A 17,766-nucleotide genomic window follows, 5' to 3' on the forward strand; every position below is an offset into this window, starting at 1 on the left:
ATAGCGCAAGTCCTCTAAAGAGGACTGGTACGGGGTAAGGGAAAAACTGGCGGTGGGGAGGCGGAGTCTCGGGGGGGCATTCCCAGGCAAATGACCAAGAACCAATAACCAATGACCAAGGACAAATGACTAATGACCAATGACCAACGACAACCAAGGAGAACTGTAGTGGGAAACCAAGTCAGTCAGCGAGGAAACTCATCCGGGTTAGTGGGGTGGGGGGCTTGTCCGATCCATCCGCCGACTAGCCCGAATTTATTGCAGGGGGTAGCAGAAGCCAACTATCAATTACTGACGATCGCGGATTACGATACGGCCATGAATCGCACCTTAGAGGTATTGGGGATGGCGGCGGATGTCGATCGCGTTTATCTTTTCGAGCATCATGCCCACCCGGAAACCGGGGAACCGGCGATTTCTCAGCGGTTTGAATGGGTCAGAGGCGGCATCGAAGCGCAAATCGACAATCCGATCTTGCAGAACCTCACCTATATAGAGGCGGGAATCAGCCGATGGTATGATGCCTTACCGCGCGGGAACTTTATCGGCGGCACGGTGCGAGATTTTCCCCCCACGGAACGGGATCTGCTCTCCCAGCAGGATATTTTAGCATTGTTGGTGGTACCGATTCAAGTCCAGGGAGAATTTTGGGGATTTATCGGATTTGATGATTGCCAGCACTATCGCCAGTGGTCCACGGATGAAACCACCGGCTTGATGACCATTGCTGCCAGTATTGGGCTGCGCCTGGAACGACAGCAAACCGACGAAAAATTGCAGCGAGAAAAGGTGCGATATCTCACTGCCTTGCAACAGTTAGCGGCAAACGTACCGGGGGTAATTTATCAGTTCCAACAGTTACCCGATGGGCGGCGGTCGGTGCTATTTGCCAGTAGCGGATGTCGCGATTTATTTGAATTAGAACCGGAAGCGATCGAAGCGGATTTTAACTTACTTGCGGAGTTATTGCATCCAGACGATCGCGATGCTTACGAGCGTTCGGTGATGAAGTCAGCGCAGACATTAGAACCTTGGCATTGGGAAGGCAGAGCGATCGTGCCTAGCGGTAAAACCAAATGGATTAAAGGCATGGGCAGAGCCAGAAAAGAGGGAGAGAATTTAATCTGGGATGGAGTATTAATGGATATCAGCGATCGCGCTCGCACCCAGGAACAGCTAAAAGGCAGTGAAGAACGATTGCAGAGCTTTTTCAATGCTACTTTTGAAGCGGTCATCATTCATCAAAACGGAAAAATCGTAGACCTCAACCCAGCGGCAGAATTTTTATTTGGCTATACCAGCCGCGACATTCTCGGGGAATCGGTGTTAAAAATCACCGCCCCCGAATCGCGAGATTTAATCACCGAAAAAGTCAAATATCCATCAGACGAACCTTTTAAAGCGATCGCCCAGAAAAAAGATGGCACGCCGTTTCACTGCGAAGTGCGAGCCAAGACAATTTTCTATCAAGGAAATCCGGCGCGGGTAGTGAGCGTGCGGGATATCAGCGAGGTAGAAAATTCCCTGGCGGCCCTGCGAGAAAGCGAAGCGAAAAATCGCGCCTTGCTCGATGCCATTCCCGATTTAATTTTTCGCTTTAGTGCCGATGGCACATATCTGGATTTCAAAGCGGATAACCCGAACGATTTAGTGGTCGAACCCCGGGAAATTATCGGCCAAAAAGTGGAAGACTTACTGCCCGAATCCGTGGCGAAACTATTTCGGCATTATCTAGAGCGCGCGATCGCCACTCGGGAACCGCAAATATTCGAATATTACCTGCTGCATCCCACTCCAGAAGGCAGCCAACAGCGGCGAGATTGGGAAGCGCGAGTGGTGATGTGCGGGGACCGAGAAGTGCTGGCGATCGTGCGGGATATCAGCGATCGCAAACATGGGGAACAACTCCGCAGCGAATTAATCGGATCTTTGCAACAAGCGCGCGATCGGCTACAAGCGGTATTAGACGCAGTACCCGGTTCCGTCGCCTGGATTTCTGCGGATTTAAACTATCTCGGCGTCAACCAATATCTGGCGCAATCCTTCCAGATGTCCCCGGCAGAATTTGTCGGTCAAAATATCGGCTTTATTAACTTCACCGCCGAATTTAACGAATTCGTCCGCGACTTTTTTGCCAGCAACGAACCCGAAGCATCCCAAGAAGTGCAAATCCTCACTCAAGAGGGCATTTGCGATTACTTAATTATCGGCCAAAAATACAATCGCGGCGAAGCTGCCGTATTTGTCGGCTTTAATATTACCGAACGCAAAAGCATGGAAGAAGCCTTGCGCGTTTCGGAAGAAAAATTCTCCAAAGCCTTCCGTTCTTGTCCCGATGCGATGACTATCAGTAGTTTGAAAGACGGGCGCTATATCGATGTCAACCAAAGTTGCTTGCGGATTTTTGGCTACGAACGCGACGAAATAATCGGTCGCCAGGAGGAAGACCTCAACCTGTGGGTAAACCAACAAAATAAGCAGGAATTTATCGAGAGATTGGAACGCTACGGCTCGGTGTATAATTATGAAGTCGAATTGCTTACCAAAGCCGGGAAATCGCGGGTAGGATTGCTCTCTGCAGAAACGATTGAATTTGACGGCGAGCCTTGCGTTTTGGGGGTAATGAACGATATTACCGAACGCAAGCGCGCCGAGGCTCAGTTGCGCGAAAAAGAAGCGCAATATCGCAGTATTTTTGAAGCCACCAGCGATGGGTTGATGATTACGGATCTGGAGGGATATCCGGTAGAAGCCAATCCAGCAGCTTACAAAATGCACGGCTATTCTTACGAAGAATTTCTGGCACTTTCCCCGGAGGATTACGTGCATCCCGATTATCATTATTTGATTGCGAAATTTCTCGAAACCCTGAAAGCCGGCGGGGAATATCGCACCCAGTCGGTTCATCGTCGCAAAGATGGCACGGGGTTTTATATTGATGCTTTGGGTACCGGGTTTATTTATAAAGGAGAGCCGCATATTTTGGGCGTGGTGCGCGACATTACCGATCGCGTGCGCGCCGAGGAAAAATTGCGCGCTTCGGCACAACGCGATCGCCTGTTGGGAGAAATTGCCCTGCGAATTCGGCGGTCCTTGGACTTACAGGAAATTCTCAACACCACCGTGGCAGAAGTGCGGCACTTTTTACAAGTCGATCGCGTCTGTATCGGTCAATTTGACGGGCGTTCCGATGGGATTATCGTGGCAGAATCGGTGGCGGAAGGGTACAAATCCCTGGTAGGAGCTGTGACCCCGCGCGATATCTATGTGAATAAAGTCAAGGAATTTTTGGCGGTTCCCGTGCAGGTGATGAACGATACCCGCACTGCTGATTTATCCCCGGATCTGAAAGAGCATTTTCGGGAATATCAGATTAAGTCTGGGTTGGCGGTGCGAATTGTGGTGGGCGATCGCTTGTTTGGGTTGTTAGTCGCCCATCAGTGCGATCGCCAGCGCCAGTGGCAAGCATCGGAAATTGAATTGCTCGAAAGACTGGCAACACAAGTGGCGATCGCCATTCAACAAGGTCAGCTTTACCAACAACTCGCCGATTTGAATGCTAACTTGGAACGACAAGTGGAAGAGCGTACCCAAGAATTGCGCCAAGCAGTGCGCGAATTGGAGGAACTGCACCAGCTCAAAGATTTATTCTTACATGCCGTAACTCACGATTTGCGAACCCCCGTGATGGGCACTTTGTTGTTAGTAAAAAACTTGCTGCAACGACAAGAGAACTCCCACAATCCCCAAACCCCCATCCCGGTACCGCGATCGACCCTGGAACGCACTATCCAAGGGTGCGATCGCCAGTTAACCTTGATTAATTCCTTGCTGGAAGTTCACGCCAGCGAAGTGCGCGGCGTGGTGTTACACCGAGAACCAACCCAACTGCAACCCCTGGTGCGATCGCTCACTTGCCAGTTGCATCCCCTCTTGGAGAAAAACGAGGCTACCCTCACCACCCACATCCCCGACGACTTGCCGACAATCCATGCCGATCCGGCACAGTTGTGGCGGGTGTTTGAAAATGCGATCGTCAATGCTCTCACCCATAACCCCCCAGGGGTGCAACTCACCATCACCGTAGCGGTAGAAGACCCGCAAATTCGCTGCGCGATCGGTGACAATGGGGTGGGCATGACCCCGGAACAATGCGAAACCTTATTCGAACTCTACGCGCGCGGTCCGAATGCCCGACGCTCTACCGGTCTCGGTTTGGGCCTCTATCTCTGTCGCCAAATCGTTACCGCACATGGCGGCGAAATCGGCGTCAACAGCACCCCCGGTGAGGGGTCTACCTTCTGGTTCACCTTGCCCCTCTCCGATTGACTCTCCCGCCAATGGCTTTTTATCTCGCACTCCTGCCAATCGGGCTATTTCTTATTCGGCGATCGCACCGGAATTTCGATGATAAATTCCGCACCTTCTCCCGGGGCGGAAATGCAACTGAATTCTCCCCCATGTCGTTCCACCACAATGGAATAACAAATCCACAATCCCAATCCCGTACCCGACCCCACCGGTTTGGTGGTAAAAAACGGATCGAATATCCGCTGTCGCACGCGATCGCTCATCCCCATCCCGTTATCCGCAATCGAAATTTTCACCGTATCATTCGGCGTACTTTCCGTGCGAATGCGAATGGTCATTTGGGATTGGTCATTTGTCGTTTGTGCTTTGTCATTTGAACCTGTTACCAATGACTTTTGCCCAGTGACAAAGGACAAATGACCATTGACCAGAGAGTGCAAAGCATCGATCGCGTTACTGAGGACGTTCATAAAGACCTGATTGAGTTCCGAGGCATAACAGGTAATTTTGGGTAGATTGCCATAGTCTTTCACTACCTGAATCGCCGATTTGCCGTTGGTTAGTTTGAGGCGGGATTGCAAAACCAGCAGGGTAGATTCGATGCCCTCGTGGATGTCTACTGGTTTCATTTCTGATTCATCATGGCGGGAGAAGTTCTGCAATCCTCGGACGATTTTGTGGATGCGATCGGCTCCGTTTTTGATAGAGGCGAGCAGATGTGGCAAATCGCGGGCGATAAATTCTAAATCGATCGCCTCCATTTCTTCTTGTATTTCTGCCATGGGTGTGGTATAATGTTGTTGGTATAACTGAATTAGATTCAGCAAGTCTTCTACATACTGGCCGGCATATTCGATATTGCCATAAATAAAGCCGATGGGATTGTTGATTTCATGGGCGACGCCGGCCACGAGTTGCCCCAAACCGGACATTTTTTCGGTTTGAATCAGTTGTGCTTGGGTGCGCTGCAGTTGTTGCAGGGTTTGTTCCAGTTCGGTTGCTTGTTCGCGCAATTGTGCTTCGCTGCGGCGCAAGGCTTCTTCGGTGAGTTTGCGCTCTGTGATATCTTGAATCGTGCCGAATAATTTAATCACCCGTCCCGCTTCATTGGCAGTGGTTTTGATTTTGGCCGATACATAGCGGAAATGGCCATCGGGTCGGATAATTCGATAGTCCAATTCGCGATCGCACCCGGTTTCGATACACTGTTGCACTGTAGTGAACCAAAACTCCAAATCTTCGGGGTGAATTAACTGCTGATGCTCTTTCAATGACGGAATCGGAGATTCGCGATCGAGTCCTAAAATACAATACAACTCCTCGGACCAAGTGATAGCATCGGCAATCACATCATACTCGTAACTTCCCAATTTGGCAAGTCTTTGCGCCTCCGCCAGGGACACTTCTTTAGCTTTTAATTCCCGGGTGCGTTCCTCAACTTTCACTTCCAGGGTGCGGGAATACTCCTCTAATTGTTGTTTGGCGTTCGCTAAAGAAGTATAAAGCATGGCATTTTCCAGAGAAATTGCCGCTTGTGCCGACAACACCCGCAAAATTTCCAGTCGTTGCGGGGTAAACGCCCCGGTGGTTAAATTGTTTTCTAAATACAGAACTGCGATCGCTTTTCCGCCATTGACGATCGCGCTGCACAACGCCGATTTTAACTGGCGTTGGGCGATATAGGAATCTTGAGTAAATTGTCCCTCGCGCGCGGCATTGCTCAACACCACATCGGAGCGAGTGCGCTCCACATATTTTATCAAATTTAACGGCAAATCTTCGTACTCTTCCACCGGAATGGGTTGCTCTAAATTGGTGGTTGCATCCACGGAAGCTGACGCCGCCACTAACAATTTTCCCGAATTGACTAAAATCAATACTCCTTTTTGCGCTCCGGCATTTTCCAGCAGGGTATTCATCAAAGAGGCGAGTAATTTATCCAGGACAATTTCGCTAGCGATCGCTTGGGAGGCTTTCATCACCGTGGTCACATCTAAAGTCTGCCGTCGCCCGGTTGCTCTGACGCGATTTTCAGCAAGTTTACCCGCCTCCATCGACTCCATCTCCAGGTAAGGAATAGCCAACAACTGGGGATAATTTTCCTCTAACTGCTTGACTTTACTAGAAGCTCCCCATTTCAAATAGCAAGACCAGGATTCCTGCATATAGGCTTTAGCAATGGTAATTTTGCCCAGTTGGCGATAAAATTTGGCAGCCAGTTCGTTACCCAGGGCTTCCTCATTCAGGTACTCGTTTTTCTGGGCTAATTCGATAGCGCGATCGTACTCGTCCATCGCCGCTAATTTATCCCCTTGCAGGCGATATCGTTCCGCTTCCACTAAATAATATTTATGGGCGTAATTCATCGGCGCGTGAGTTGCCCATCGTTGCATTTTTTCTTGGTTGTTGGCCACCCGGTCTAGCAAGGCTTGCCGTTGCGAATTGTCCGAAGTTTCGTAAAGTGCCAAGCGGGTGAGAGAATCGTAGAAATAAAACACCGGTACCACGGGCAAGCCGGTGACGCCATCTAAATACTCGTCAGCCGCGATCGCCGATTGCAAAGCCTCCGGAAACCGCTCGAATAAATAAGCCAAAATGAGCTGGCACAAAAACAAGTAATGCAGTCCGTTACGGTCGTTAGCTGACTGCAATGCTGGCTGCCATTCTTCTGCGTTAAAGGCTTCTCCAATCAGGCGATCGCGATATTCTACATCGGCGACTAAATTGAGTACCAATTGCCGCCACATTTCATTCCAGGTGAACACCGTGGTTTGGTGCAGTTGGGCGAGAGTTTCGCTGCAGGTTGCCAGGTCTCGTTCTACTTTCAGCAGGGGTTTGCCTATCAAAAACGAGTTCTGACAGTGATTTTTGGCCGCATAGGCCGCCCACTCTAAATCCCCGGTTTCTATGCGGCTGCGCTCTGCAGCGCGCAACTGAGGTAAACTGTCTTTTAAATGGCGTTTCCAATGGCCAATCAGGCCGGCCACGATCGCGATAATTTTGGTTTTTATCTCTGCACTGGGCCGTTGTTCCAGCAAGGCGATCGCCAGTTCGCCAAACCGATACCCCAGGTCGATTTCGCCGAATGTGTCGCACAAAATGACGCCGTAATTGGCATAGGCAAAAGCCGACCAGGAGCAATTTCCCCAGGCGAGGGAGAGCTGCACCTGCTGGAAAACCACCAGGGGAAACAGTTGCGGTGCGGCTTGATAGCTGGCTGAGGCTAGGCTGGATAAAATCTGCATCGCCGCCAGTTTGTGCGCGTCGCCCATTGGCGGAAGCTGCAGCAAATCGGCGGGGGTCTGTGCCTGCATCTGGGATTTTGTGCGAGCCAGTGCGGCCTCGATGTCCGCGATCGCCGGGGCGCTGGGAAAGCTTATCCCCAGTTGTTCCGCCATCTCCAGTCCCAGTCGCACCGCTTCCAGTTGCTGGGTTTGCCCCATCCGGGCTTGCAGGGTGATTTGATACACTTTCACCTTGTCCGGGGCACTGCGGGCGCGGTTCCTCACTATCTCGGCTAACTGGCTCATCTCCTCTAGGTTCCCGCACAAATAGGCCACTTCTGTGGCTTCTTCATGCAGGTCTAAGGCTAGGTTGTACTCTCTTCCCCAACTTTCCTCCTCCAGCAGGTCGCGACCGATGGTAAAATAGCTGCGGGCGGCTTCGTAGGCGGCGGCGGCTTTGGCTTTCCTTCCCGCCCGCAGGTTTAAGCGCGCCAGTTCTTCTTTCTGCGATCGCGCGTTTATCTCCCCCCTGCTAAAGTTCAGTTGGCTAACAATCTCAAACAGTGTCTCATCGCGCAGGTGTGAGGGAGTTCTCTCCAGCAGGCACTCTCCCACTTTTCGATGCAAGGTGTACTTTTCCGCATCGGAAATCAGGGCATAGGCCGCTTCATAGATGCGGTTGTGCGCGAATTGCAAGCCCTCGGCGGTACCCACCCGGTGAGCCTCGCCTACACTGTCGCTACTGGGCACCACCAATCCTTCCGCGATCGCCTCCTGCAGCGCCCGAGTGACCACCTCCCGGGGTTCTCCGGATACCGTGAGAACCATCTCCAAGTCAAAGCGATCGCCGATACAAGCGGCTACTTTTAACACCGCTTGGGTAGAAGCTCTCAATTTTTGGATTTTGGCGCTGAGCAGATCCACCACATTATCGGTCATCTCCCGCGCTTGAATGCGATCGACAAACCACTCCCAGGTCAAACTCTGTAGGTCAAAGGCGATCGCCCCTTCCTCATAAAGAGAGTGTAAAAATTCCGTGATAAAAAACGGATTTCCTTGGGTTTTTTCTACCACTAATTCCCCTAGCGGTTTAGCCGTGGCTGTGCTACACTGTAAGGTGTCGGCAATTAACTCCGTGACGCCGGGGAGTTTTAACGGTTCTAACTGTAGCCGATTGACCGGCACTCCCGCTTGTTCTATCGCTTCAAGGGTTTCCATTACCGGATGTTCTGGCGACAATTCCCGATCGCGATAAGCCCCGATTAATAACAGCGATCGCCCATTTTCGGCGGTCATTAATTGGTGAATCAAACTTAATGATGCCGCATCCGCCCACTGCAAATCGTCCAAAAACAACACCAAGGGATGCGATCGCACCGCAAAGGCTTGAATCAAGTTTTGAAACCCAACCTTAAACCGCGCTTGTGCGAACCCCGGCGGCAATTGTGGCCCCGACGGTTGCTCCCCTACAATCAGTTCCAATTCCGGAATCACTTCCACGATCGCTCGTGCATTTTCCCCCAATACTCGATGGAGCTTTTCTCGCCATTTCTCTAACTGGCTATCGCTTTCAGTAAGCAGTTGTCCCACTAATTTTTGCAAGGCTTGAATGATAGCACAATAGGGATGATTCCCCGGTAGCGGCTCGAATTTTCCCGAGATAAAATAACTGCGATACCCGGTGATTAATTTGCCCATTTCTTGCACCAAAGCAGTTTTGCCAATTCCCGCATATCCGGAAACTAACATCAGTTCGATGTGCCGTTTGGCAGATGGGGTAGCAGAAATCCCCGCTACCCGCTCGAACGCTTCAATAATCCTTTGCAATTCTGCTTCTCTACCATACAGTTTGGGCAAAATTTGAAATTTGCCGCACACATCATTTTCCCCGGGAATCAAATCTTCGATTTCTCCGGTGGCTTCTAATTGCATCATGCAAATCACTAAATCCGCTTGCAATCCCCAAGCACTTTGATATCGCTCTTCTGCAGTTTTCGCCAGCAGTTTCATCACAATTTGAGAAAGCACTAGGGGAATTTCTGGATTGATTTCGTGCGGCGGCTTGGGCTGTTTTGCCAGATGACAATGAACCAATTCCATTGCTTCGGTGGCCTCAAAGGGCAGTTGATGAACGAGCAATTCGTAAAAGGTAACGCCGAGAGAATAAAAATCACTCCGATAGTCCAGCGATCGGTTCATTCTGCCAGTTTGTTCTGGAGACATATAAGCCAGGGTTCCTTCGATCGCGTGCGGGCTGTTTGCCCCCCGGTGGTTTGGCTCTACAATCGTGGCAATCCCAAAGTCGATGAGTTTGACTTCCCCACTATCTGGATTGACCACAATGTTAGCCGGATTAATGTCTTTGTGAATGATGTTTTTTCCGTGCAGTTCGCCTAAGGTTTCGGCAAGCTTAATGGCAATGGCTAAAAATTCTTGGACGATAAAGGTTCGCTGTTCTAAAATTTGCTTTAAAGAAATTCCGCCAAAGTCTTCAAAAATAATGGCGAGTTTATTGCGATAGTTCTCTAAGCTATAGGCGGCGATCGCCCCTTCTATACCCAACCCGGCACAAATTTCGTATTCTTGCTGATATTGGCTCAATTCTGCCGCACTGGGATAGTCGGCACGCAATACTTTCACCACAATCGGTTGGGGGTCTCGTTCGCGGATACCGCGATAGACGATTGACCGCGCGCTTTCATAAATTTTCTCGCGAATGGCAATGCCGGGAATTGCTATCATTACTCAGTTCTCCTGCGATCGGTCAGTGTGCTCAACTCTCGAAATCGCAAACGATCCCCCGAATAGGGGGCGATGGATCGGTGGCATTCCCCACCGATGGGGGTGGGCATGTGTCCGTAGTATAACCTCTGTTTTCCTGAATTGATTCTCTACACTCCTAAAAAAAGCCAAAGCTTTTCCCCTTCAAAACGCCCAAACCCACCCCGGAGGAGTTAGCGGAATTGTCACTTTTTCCGGATAAAATTGCCGAATCAATTCCTCACTGGCCGGATTTTGCATCACTTTATACCAACCCCGATCGCAATGCCACCACCGCAGCTTGCACGCGATCGTCCACTGCCAGTTTATTCATTATCCCGCGCACGTGGGTTTTAATGGTATTCGGACTCAAATAAAGCTCGGCGGCAATTTCCGGATTGCTGTATCCTTCTACCATTAATTTAAGCACTTCTAATTCCCGTTGGGATAATTGTCCGATATTATTCGCACTCGCCGGCGGTTTCAAATGGTCGATGACTCTTCGGGCAATCTGCGGATCTAAATAGGTCGCCCCTTCTGCTGCAGCGGCGATCGCGGCTAGCAGTCTATCCACATTCGCCCCTTTGATGCAGTAGGCATCCGCACCACTCGACAGGGAGGCGACAATTTCCGTTTCCGTGGTATGAGAAGTTAACATCACCACCCGCACTTCGGGCAATTTCTCTTTAATTTGTTGCGTCGCCGCAATCCCATCCAAACGCGGCAACCCAATATCCATCACCACTAAATCCGGCTTCAGTTTTTGCGCCTCCGCAACGCCTAGATAGCCGTCTTCCGCTTGTCCGACAATTTCTAACTGCGGATACTCCGCTAACGCTTGCTCTAATCCCAGTTGCATCATCGGATCGTCTTCTACAATTAAAATCCGCAGGGTTTGATTGTCCCCCGGTAAGTTTAACGAGTATGCTGTTTCCCTAGTCATGGCGGTAATTTTACGCAAGAACGGTTTGCTTTTCGCTCTCGGGGAAGCCAGAAGATTGGCCAAACAACCCCTCTCCCGATTTCTCCTTAATCTTTGCCGATTTTACTCGGACTAAAACTGTTATAACATTAGTTTTTTCCACTACACCACTGGGAGATTTTTTCTTCTTCCCGAACGCCTCGCCGCCCCCGCTTCCGCCTAGCTCGACCTGGCTTGCAATTCCAGCCAATTTTGTTATAAACTCAATCTAATCTCTTTCCCAGATTTCCCCATGAGAAACCCGCTCGAGCGCTTAAAATATCTCCCCTGGCGATCGCTGCTACAGGTGGCAGGTCTGACGATGCTCATCGTCGCCGCCGTAGAACTCTTACTCGTCGGGAGTATCGCCCTCTATCCCCTCCTGCTGCGCCCCCTGAACCTGCTCCTCTCCCCACCCCTGGGCATGATTGTCAGTTTCGCCCTGGCAACCGGCATGGGCTGCCTCGCCGTCTATATCGCCGAAGGGTGGCATGGTTTCCCCCTCAACGCCTCTACCCTCTGGTCCCTGGCGTTCTGCTTGCTCCTCGGCTTGTTTCTCAAGTCCCTCCTGCCCCTCCCTCTGATGCTGGTGGGGTTCTCCCAGTTATCCTTCATCGCCGCTGTGGTGGGCATCTTCTGGAAAGGGCGTCCCTACTGGCGATAACCCCCCACTATTGGCAATTTTCCATATTCAGTTGTTAACTTGCAATAGACAGGCCAAAAAAATTCCCGCTCGAATCGAACGGGAAGCCATCAGGGTGCATCTACTAATACTCTGACTATAACCCATGAGGGGTGAAACCCCACGTTTTTGTAACAATTCTTTACAAAAAAGTCTGAAAGCCGCGAAATTGCGTGACTGGGGGGCGGGGAGATTCGCGATCGCGGATTGACAATCGGTTAATCCCGGTCCATTTCTATCTCCAAGGCGGCTAACTCAGCGCGGCGCTGACTCAGCTCGAATTCCAGGGTCTCGATTTCCGAGAGCAACTGCGATCGCCGCTGCTGCACCGAATCACTTTGGATAGCTAAATGCGCTTCGATATCGGGCCACAATTCCACCGCCCAATCCTTGCTCGCACTGCGGTATTCTTTCAGGATTTGCACCTCACCATTTGGCTGCAGTACAAACAAAGCATATAGTCGCTTTTGCGCCCCTTTCTTGCTACCTTTTTTCTCGCAAGACAAGTAAAGTCCAGGCTGTTGAAATGTCTGCAGATTCCATTGACTAACAAAATCCCCGATAATCGAATACCCATCGGTTTGGGTTTTGTCAATTCCCTCCACTCGCTTGCACCAGTTGCCAGATTTTTCCGAAAGACTGCTTTCCCAAAAACCCGGTGCATTTAGAAACGCTTCTTTCAGGTTAATTAAAAACGGTTCGCTCATCGCTTTGTAGTTTTCTTCATGCCATTTTCATTCCCCACCGTAGGTGCGTGACGCCCGGTAGCCAAGGCATGGAATTAAAGGAAAATTAACGGCGGGGCGTCATGCACCAAACCTAATTTTAACCCAAAATCAACGGCGGGGCCTCGCGCACCGAACGCTTCGGTAAAATCCACAATCCTTGTTTTAAAATCGGAAATGAATGCCCCAAAAGTTGAGATAAAATGGGAATTAACGAGCGGATAAAGAGGGCCATTTTGCTTCACCGGGTATCGGTTCGATCGCGATTTTTTTGGAGCGCTGGCGTCCCTGTTTTTTCCACTCATCAGGGTCGAGTTCTTGTTTCTGATTGTAAGGGATTTCAGAGCCATTGGCTTCCAGTTCCGTATCTTTGGCGCGCAACACTGGCGCTGTTTCCTCAGTGGAGGCGATCGCCGATGTCGAAGAAGTTGCCGAAGAAGTTGCCGAGGCGGATTTTTTTTGCGCGCGCAGGCGGGCTTTTTTCTCGGCATAGGCTTTAGCTTGATTTGGATCGGCAATGAACCAAAACACAGCCAGAATGGTAAGCGTATCTAGCAACAAGATTTCAAGCATTGGATAACCTTAATTATATGAGCAAATCACCCTAGGGAATGGGTAGCGGCGATCGCCCTGTTCTGGGTTAGGTTGCCGGACCTCTCGGGGCTGGTGTTTCGGGCAACAGCGATCGCTTCCATTCGATTTTAAATCCCCCAGAGCCAAATCTGGATTAATTTTAAACCCTTGACAAATTACAAATTCTGTGCTATGGCTCGAGGAGTGAGTGTGGAAGTAATCCCAGAGACGATCGCTCGCCTCTGGATTCCCGTCGGCTTTTATCTTTATTCTCTCAGAAAACGGTGCAGGTTGACTGCATGGGTAAGGCAAAATTCGGGAAAATTCCCCGAGGAGTTGCCAGAGAGGGGCGGAGGTGGCAAATGCCGGGTTATCGGCGACGGAGACGAGGCAGTAACGCCACAACTAAGGCGATCGCCCCTGCGACGATCGCGCCGGAACTCGCCCCGATGCCCAGACTCCACCATAACGCCGGGGATCCGAGGAAAGCAATGCGTGGCGTGTTTTCTGGGGGCTGATAGTAGCTTGTGGCGACAGTTGCCGTGACCCCACTCACCGCCAATCCCGTACCCACTGCAGCAACGGTTAGATTTAAGGCGCGATCGCTTTTGGTTTGTTCCAGGTTGATGATACCTTCGATGGTTTTTATCGCATTTTCTAACAGGCGCAATCCAGCACTTAAACTGGCAATATCCGATTCTATCTGCGGCTGATATTTCTCCATCGCATAATCGGCAAATTCTCGAAACACCTCAACCCGGCAATCGCCATTGTTTTTATCTAATTGGGCGATTTTTTCCACCCGCCGCTGGTAATTTTTCAAATTGGCTGCCAAGGTGTGCTGTTGTTCTTCCAGCCTGCTCAAATAATTCCCATAGGTAGATAAAATTGTCAAGGTATCTGCCAGATAGTCTTGCAACAGCTTGAGATTAACCGCACCATCCTTCACTTGGTTCGGTAATGCCTTGACAATGGTTTGGATAACTTGTGCCGCTTGTTTCATGTCGGATTTCAGTTGCCGACTTTGCCGATATGCCCAAATCACTTTATTGCGGAAGCGAAATAATTGGATGAAATCGGGCAAGAGGTGTTGGATTTTCTCCGGGGAGGCGTGAGGCTGAAATAGGCAGATAACCAAATGCCGATTGTGCGCCAAAGTGCCGCGATCGCTCGGTACCCGCCACAAATCGTAGAACGTTGCCCCGCAAAACTCTCCTGTCCCTTTTAAGTCTTTTTCCCACTTAAAATCGGCAAATAATGACAGGTGCTTTAGGCAATCCTGGGCGGTTTTTTTCCTATCCTGTCCCTCAATGGGCAGTTGTCCCCAAACTAGCCAACTTTCGCCAATACTTGGGGGAGTATGCAGTTTTGCCCGCACCATTTCATCGATGTATTTCAACACCGCGATCGCTTTCCCTTTCCCTTTCTTATCCCGGGGTTCCTTTTCCCCAGAACAGTCGATTAGCAAAGCATAGGTATCCCCCACTTTCACCGGGTAGTAATAGCCATCCTGCGGGTGGGGAAATGGCTGATATTTTTTGTCGCCCAGTAATTCCACAAAAGGCGACGCCTCGCTTTCCGCCTTGGCATAGTTCTCCGCTTCTTCTGGGGTGATTTTGGGCGATAGTTTTTGCCAAAATTTCTGTCGGTTTTGTTTGATTTTCTCCTCGGATTGACCCAAACCATCGGCTAAATCGTATTGAAATACATCAATCGTTGGATAAATGATTTGAAGATTATCGCTCATACATTATACCATTTTTAGATAATAAAAGCGGGGGATTGAAAAGGCGTTCCCAGCACATAGTAGGAACGCCCTTCTGGAACTAGTGCCTCCCCACAGGAATTTTGCCAAATATAGGGTAGCAAAGCGGGAAAACATGAGATTACATCATCGGAATATCCGGATATAAAAAATGCTTTGCCGACTGTACCGAATTGTCGGTATCTAGCAGATAAGAGATGTTTTGTTCCAGGGTTTCTTTGTCCAATCGCTTCTTAATTGTCTGCAACACCTCTGGCAAACTCGGCAAATCGGAAATATCCCCAGAAGCGTTATCGATTTCGGTGTTATCGGGATTTTCCTTTTCCCAAGTGGCATCGGGTAAAAAGTCCAATCCTTTGCGCTGCTGGTTGCTGTGTTCTACCAACCAATTGCGCGCCTGTTTGTAGGCGATCGCCAGGGGTTCGTGCTGCTGGACGACGCCAGACAAGCGGGAAATTTCGCCAGTTTGAGCGATGGTTTTAAGCTGCTGTTGCACTTGCGGGGGCAAGGGGTCATTTAACTGCGTCAGGGCAGCAATAAAGGCTTTGAAAATGTTCGCTTGTTGGTCGTTCATCGTCCGTAAAGTGTAAAAGTGGCCCAATGATAGGGGTCGGCATAAGGTGGATTTTTCTCTATTGTAGCAAGGTTCTCCGCACAGGCTTCTAAATAGTCGATGCAGGCCCAGTCGGCGTCTCTGGGGTGGGGGGTTTGGGAGAGTTCTGCTATCAGTTGTCGGTACCACTGGGCTAAGTCTTCTCGGGTAACAGTTTTTAGCCAGTGTTGTGCCGCAGTAAACGCCACTGGGGTGGGGTATTCCTGGTGCAGTTGCTGATAGAAATAGAGGAAGAATAAAGTGCTAGCATCGGATTGTACTTGCCAGAGGGTACTGAGGACTGCTGACACGCCCGATCGCAGAAATCCACTGGATAATCCCACATATTCGCTAGTGATGGTGGGGTTGCCACTCACGGCGGTTTCGCAGGCGGAAAGGGAGATGAGGCGATAGCCGCTCAAATTCAGTTGCAGGATATCTCTGACAGTGAGGCGATCGCACCCACTGAGGCACAAGGCAGAAGCAAGCGGATCGGTAAACTCATAATAGCCATGACCCGTAAAGTGCATCCCGGCGTGAGATTGTCGCAACGCACTTTTCACTGCCTCGGCGGTGACTTGCTTTTCCGCAAGGCGCGTCACCCGGGCAAACCGCCGGGAGATTATATGAGATTCCATATCCGCTGCCGGCAATGGTTCCAGGCTTTTCCGGGTACCCTCGGTATCTGTTATCTGACTGTCGGGATTTTGCAGACTGAGCACAGAGGGCATTTCTCCCGTCTCTTCCCCCGGGGAGGATGCCCACAACCCCAGTCCAAAAGCAGCACTGGGGAGATAGGCGATCGCGCAAGTGCGAGGAAAGCGATCGCAATTTAAAAATAAGGCATGCAGGGGAAAGCGATGCAAGTCCTTGTGCGGAAACAGAAGCAGGCGATCGCACCCTTGGCAATCCTCCAATTCCGCTAAAATTGCCTCGATTTGAAGAATCTCACCCAGGCGATCGAGCTGTTGCGGCAAAGACCCCCGCCAATCCGCAGCCAGTGCGCTCAGTTTGCTCCCCTTATCCCGGCGATACTGGCGATTCCACTGCGCGCTCCACTCTTCCAATTCCGGCAAATTGCCCATATACCCCGACCCCTCCCGAAACCGGGATTCCCCCAACACCGTCGGGAACGGCGCATCCGGTTTGAGAATAAATGTCCTGAGCGCATAGGGACTCAGATGCCAGTACACCGCTGCAGTGGTGGAAGTGATGAAGCCCCCCTTCCCCAGGGAGTTTGGCGGCATCTCCCGCCTCACCAACTGGCGAATCTGCTGCCAATCCGGTTCCCTCACCGCCTCACTTCTGCCCCAGAACAACCAAGACAAACAGGCATTTTTCCCCGCCTCCGCTACCTCCAACCCGCGTACCACATCCCCCCGTCGCACCCACAAATCCACCGTCAATTGATTAAAATCGGCAAATTTCAGCGCCAGTTGCCGTTGCTTCCCCGAACCCGCACAATCTTCCACCAACCGCCGCAGCAAATCCGCTCCGCGCCGTTGCAACTCCTGCGCCTGTTCCGTTTCCTCCAAACCGAGCAATACCCCAATTAACTGGCGCAATACCTCTAAATGAGTTTCGGGATAGGCGGTTTCCGTGAGAGTTTCCAGGGCGCGGTTGTAGTGAGTGAAGGCGGCGTGCCAGTCTTGTCGGCGACGTCGGGCATCTAGGCGCGATCGGGAATAATAGGCATTGCCGATACAATAATGCAACATACCCCACCCTTCCGGATGGGTGTCTTGCTGGCAATACTTCAGCCCTTCCTCATAACTCGCCAATTTACCCTCAAATCCTCTCTGGTTCAAGTTTGAATTTTGTATAGCGAGGGCAGAAGGCAGATAGGGAGAATTTCGCGTTTGTACCTTTCCTGCGGCATTGCCTCGATTTGTCCACGCTTGCCACAAATCCCGTTTCCAGGTTAAGGCACAATCAAAAGAGGCAATGGCTTCCTCATATTGTCCTAAGTTATCCTGCGCGTTCCCTCGGTTGAAATAAGCTACGGCGTAATCCGGTTGGAGGCGGATGGCTTCGTTGTATGAGGCAATGGCTTCCTCATGTTGTCCTAAGTTACGCTGCGCTATCCCTCGGTTGTTATAAGCTACGGCGAAATCCGGTTGGAGGCGGATGGCTTCGTTGTATGAGGCAATGGCTTCCTCATATTGTCCTAAGT

Annotated in this window: 9 protein-coding genes; 2 read left to right on the forward strand and 7 right to left on the reverse strand. The window is 50.7% G+C overall.

Annotation, left to right across the window (positions count from 1 at the left end; genetic code table 11):
• Window positions 1-132: 132 nt before the first annotated feature.
• Window positions 133-4,329 (forward strand): PAS domain S-box protein, encoded by a 4,197-nt coding sequence (locus tag AC0QH1_RS31060; RefSeq protein ID WP_324635311.1) that lies wholly within the window; start codon window positions 133-135, stop codon window positions 4,327-4,329.
• A 44-nt stretch (window positions 4,330-4,373) separates the two neighbouring features.
• On the opposite strand, the gene AC0QH1_RS31065 is transcribed toward AC0QH1_RS31060, so the two are convergent.
• A complete protein-coding gene (locus tag AC0QH1_RS31065) occupies window positions 4,374-10,277 on the reverse strand; it encodes an AAA family ATPase (protein ID WP_324635312.1) in 5,904 nt (1,967 codons plus the stop codon).
• Between the two features lie 283 nt (window positions 10,278-10,560).
• On the reverse strand, window positions 10,561-11,187 hold the full coding sequence (locus AC0QH1_RS31070) for a response regulator transcription factor (protein WP_324635319.1): 627 nt from the start codon (window positions 11,185-11,187) through the stop codon (window positions 10,561-10,563).
• Window positions 11,188-11,509: 322 nt separating this feature from the next.
• Between AC0QH1_RS31070 and AC0QH1_RS31075 the strand changes: the two genes are divergently transcribed.
• A complete protein-coding gene (locus tag AC0QH1_RS31075) occupies window positions 11,510-11,920 on the forward strand; it encodes a peptide chain release factor 1 (protein ID WP_324635313.1) in 411 nt (136 codons plus the stop codon).
• A 236-nt stretch (window positions 11,921-12,156) separates the two neighbouring features.
• Here AC0QH1_RS31075 and AC0QH1_RS31080 read toward each other — a convergent pair whose 3' ends face one another.
• The 5 genes from AC0QH1_RS31080 to AC0QH1_RS31100 all read right to left on the reverse strand — a co-directional run.
• On the reverse strand, window positions 12,157-12,645 hold the full coding sequence (locus AC0QH1_RS31080; protein WP_324635314.1) for a hypothetical protein: 489 nt from the start codon (window positions 12,643-12,645) through the stop codon (window positions 12,157-12,159).
• A gap of 228 nt (window positions 12,646-12,873) precedes the next feature.
• On the reverse strand, window positions 12,874-13,236 hold the full coding sequence (locus AC0QH1_RS31085) for a hypothetical protein (protein WP_324635315.1): 363 nt from the start codon (window positions 13,234-13,236) through the stop codon (window positions 12,874-12,876).
• Between the two features lie 370 nt (window positions 13,237-13,606).
• Window positions 13,607-14,983, reverse strand: coding sequence for a hypothetical protein (locus AC0QH1_RS31090; protein ID WP_324635316.1), 1,377 nt, complete (start codon window positions 14,981-14,983; stop codon window positions 13,607-13,609).
• A gap of 139 nt (window positions 14,984-15,122) precedes the next feature.
• On the reverse strand, window positions 15,123-15,575 hold the full coding sequence (locus AC0QH1_RS31095; RefSeq protein WP_324635317.1) for a hypothetical protein: 453 nt from the start codon (window positions 15,573-15,575) through the stop codon (window positions 15,123-15,125).
• A partial coding sequence (locus AC0QH1_RS31100) for a CHAT domain-containing protein (protein ID WP_324635318.1) occupies window positions 15,572-17,766 on the reverse strand: 2,195 nt, incomplete at its 5' end. The genes AC0QH1_RS31095 and AC0QH1_RS31100, both read right to left, overlap by 4 nt.

Source organism: Phormidium sp. CCY1219, from assembly GCF_055795085.1.

What these genes read in the sequence shown, in the direction of transcription:
- AC0QH1_RS31060 (WP_324635311.1), top strand. Translation starts at nt 133, where the DNA reads ATGACCAATGACCAACGACAACCAAGGAGAACTGTAGTGGGAAACCAA.
- AC0QH1_RS31065 (WP_324635312.1), bottom strand. Translation starts at nt 10,277, where the DNA reads ATGATAGCAATTCCCGGCATTGCCATTCGCGAGAAAATTTATGAAAGC.
- AC0QH1_RS31075 (WP_324635313.1), top strand. Translation starts at nt 11,510, where the DNA reads ATGAGAAACCCGCTCGAGCGCTTAAAATATCTCCCCTGGCGATCGCTG.
- AC0QH1_RS31080 (WP_324635314.1), bottom strand. Translation starts at nt 12,645, where the DNA reads ATGAGCGAACCGTTTTTAATTAACCTGAAAGAAGCGTTTCTAAATGCA.
- AC0QH1_RS31085 (WP_324635315.1), bottom strand. Translation starts at nt 13,236, where the DNA reads ATGCTTGAAATCTTGTTGCTAGATACGCTTACCATTCTGGCTGTGTTT.
- AC0QH1_RS31090 (WP_324635316.1), bottom strand. Translation starts at nt 14,983, where the DNA reads ATGAGCGATAATCTTCAAATCATTTATCCAACGATTGATGTATTTCAA.
- AC0QH1_RS31095 (WP_324635317.1), bottom strand. Translation starts at nt 15,575, where the DNA reads ATGAACGACCAACAAGCGAACATTTTCAAAGCCTTTATTGCTGCCCTG.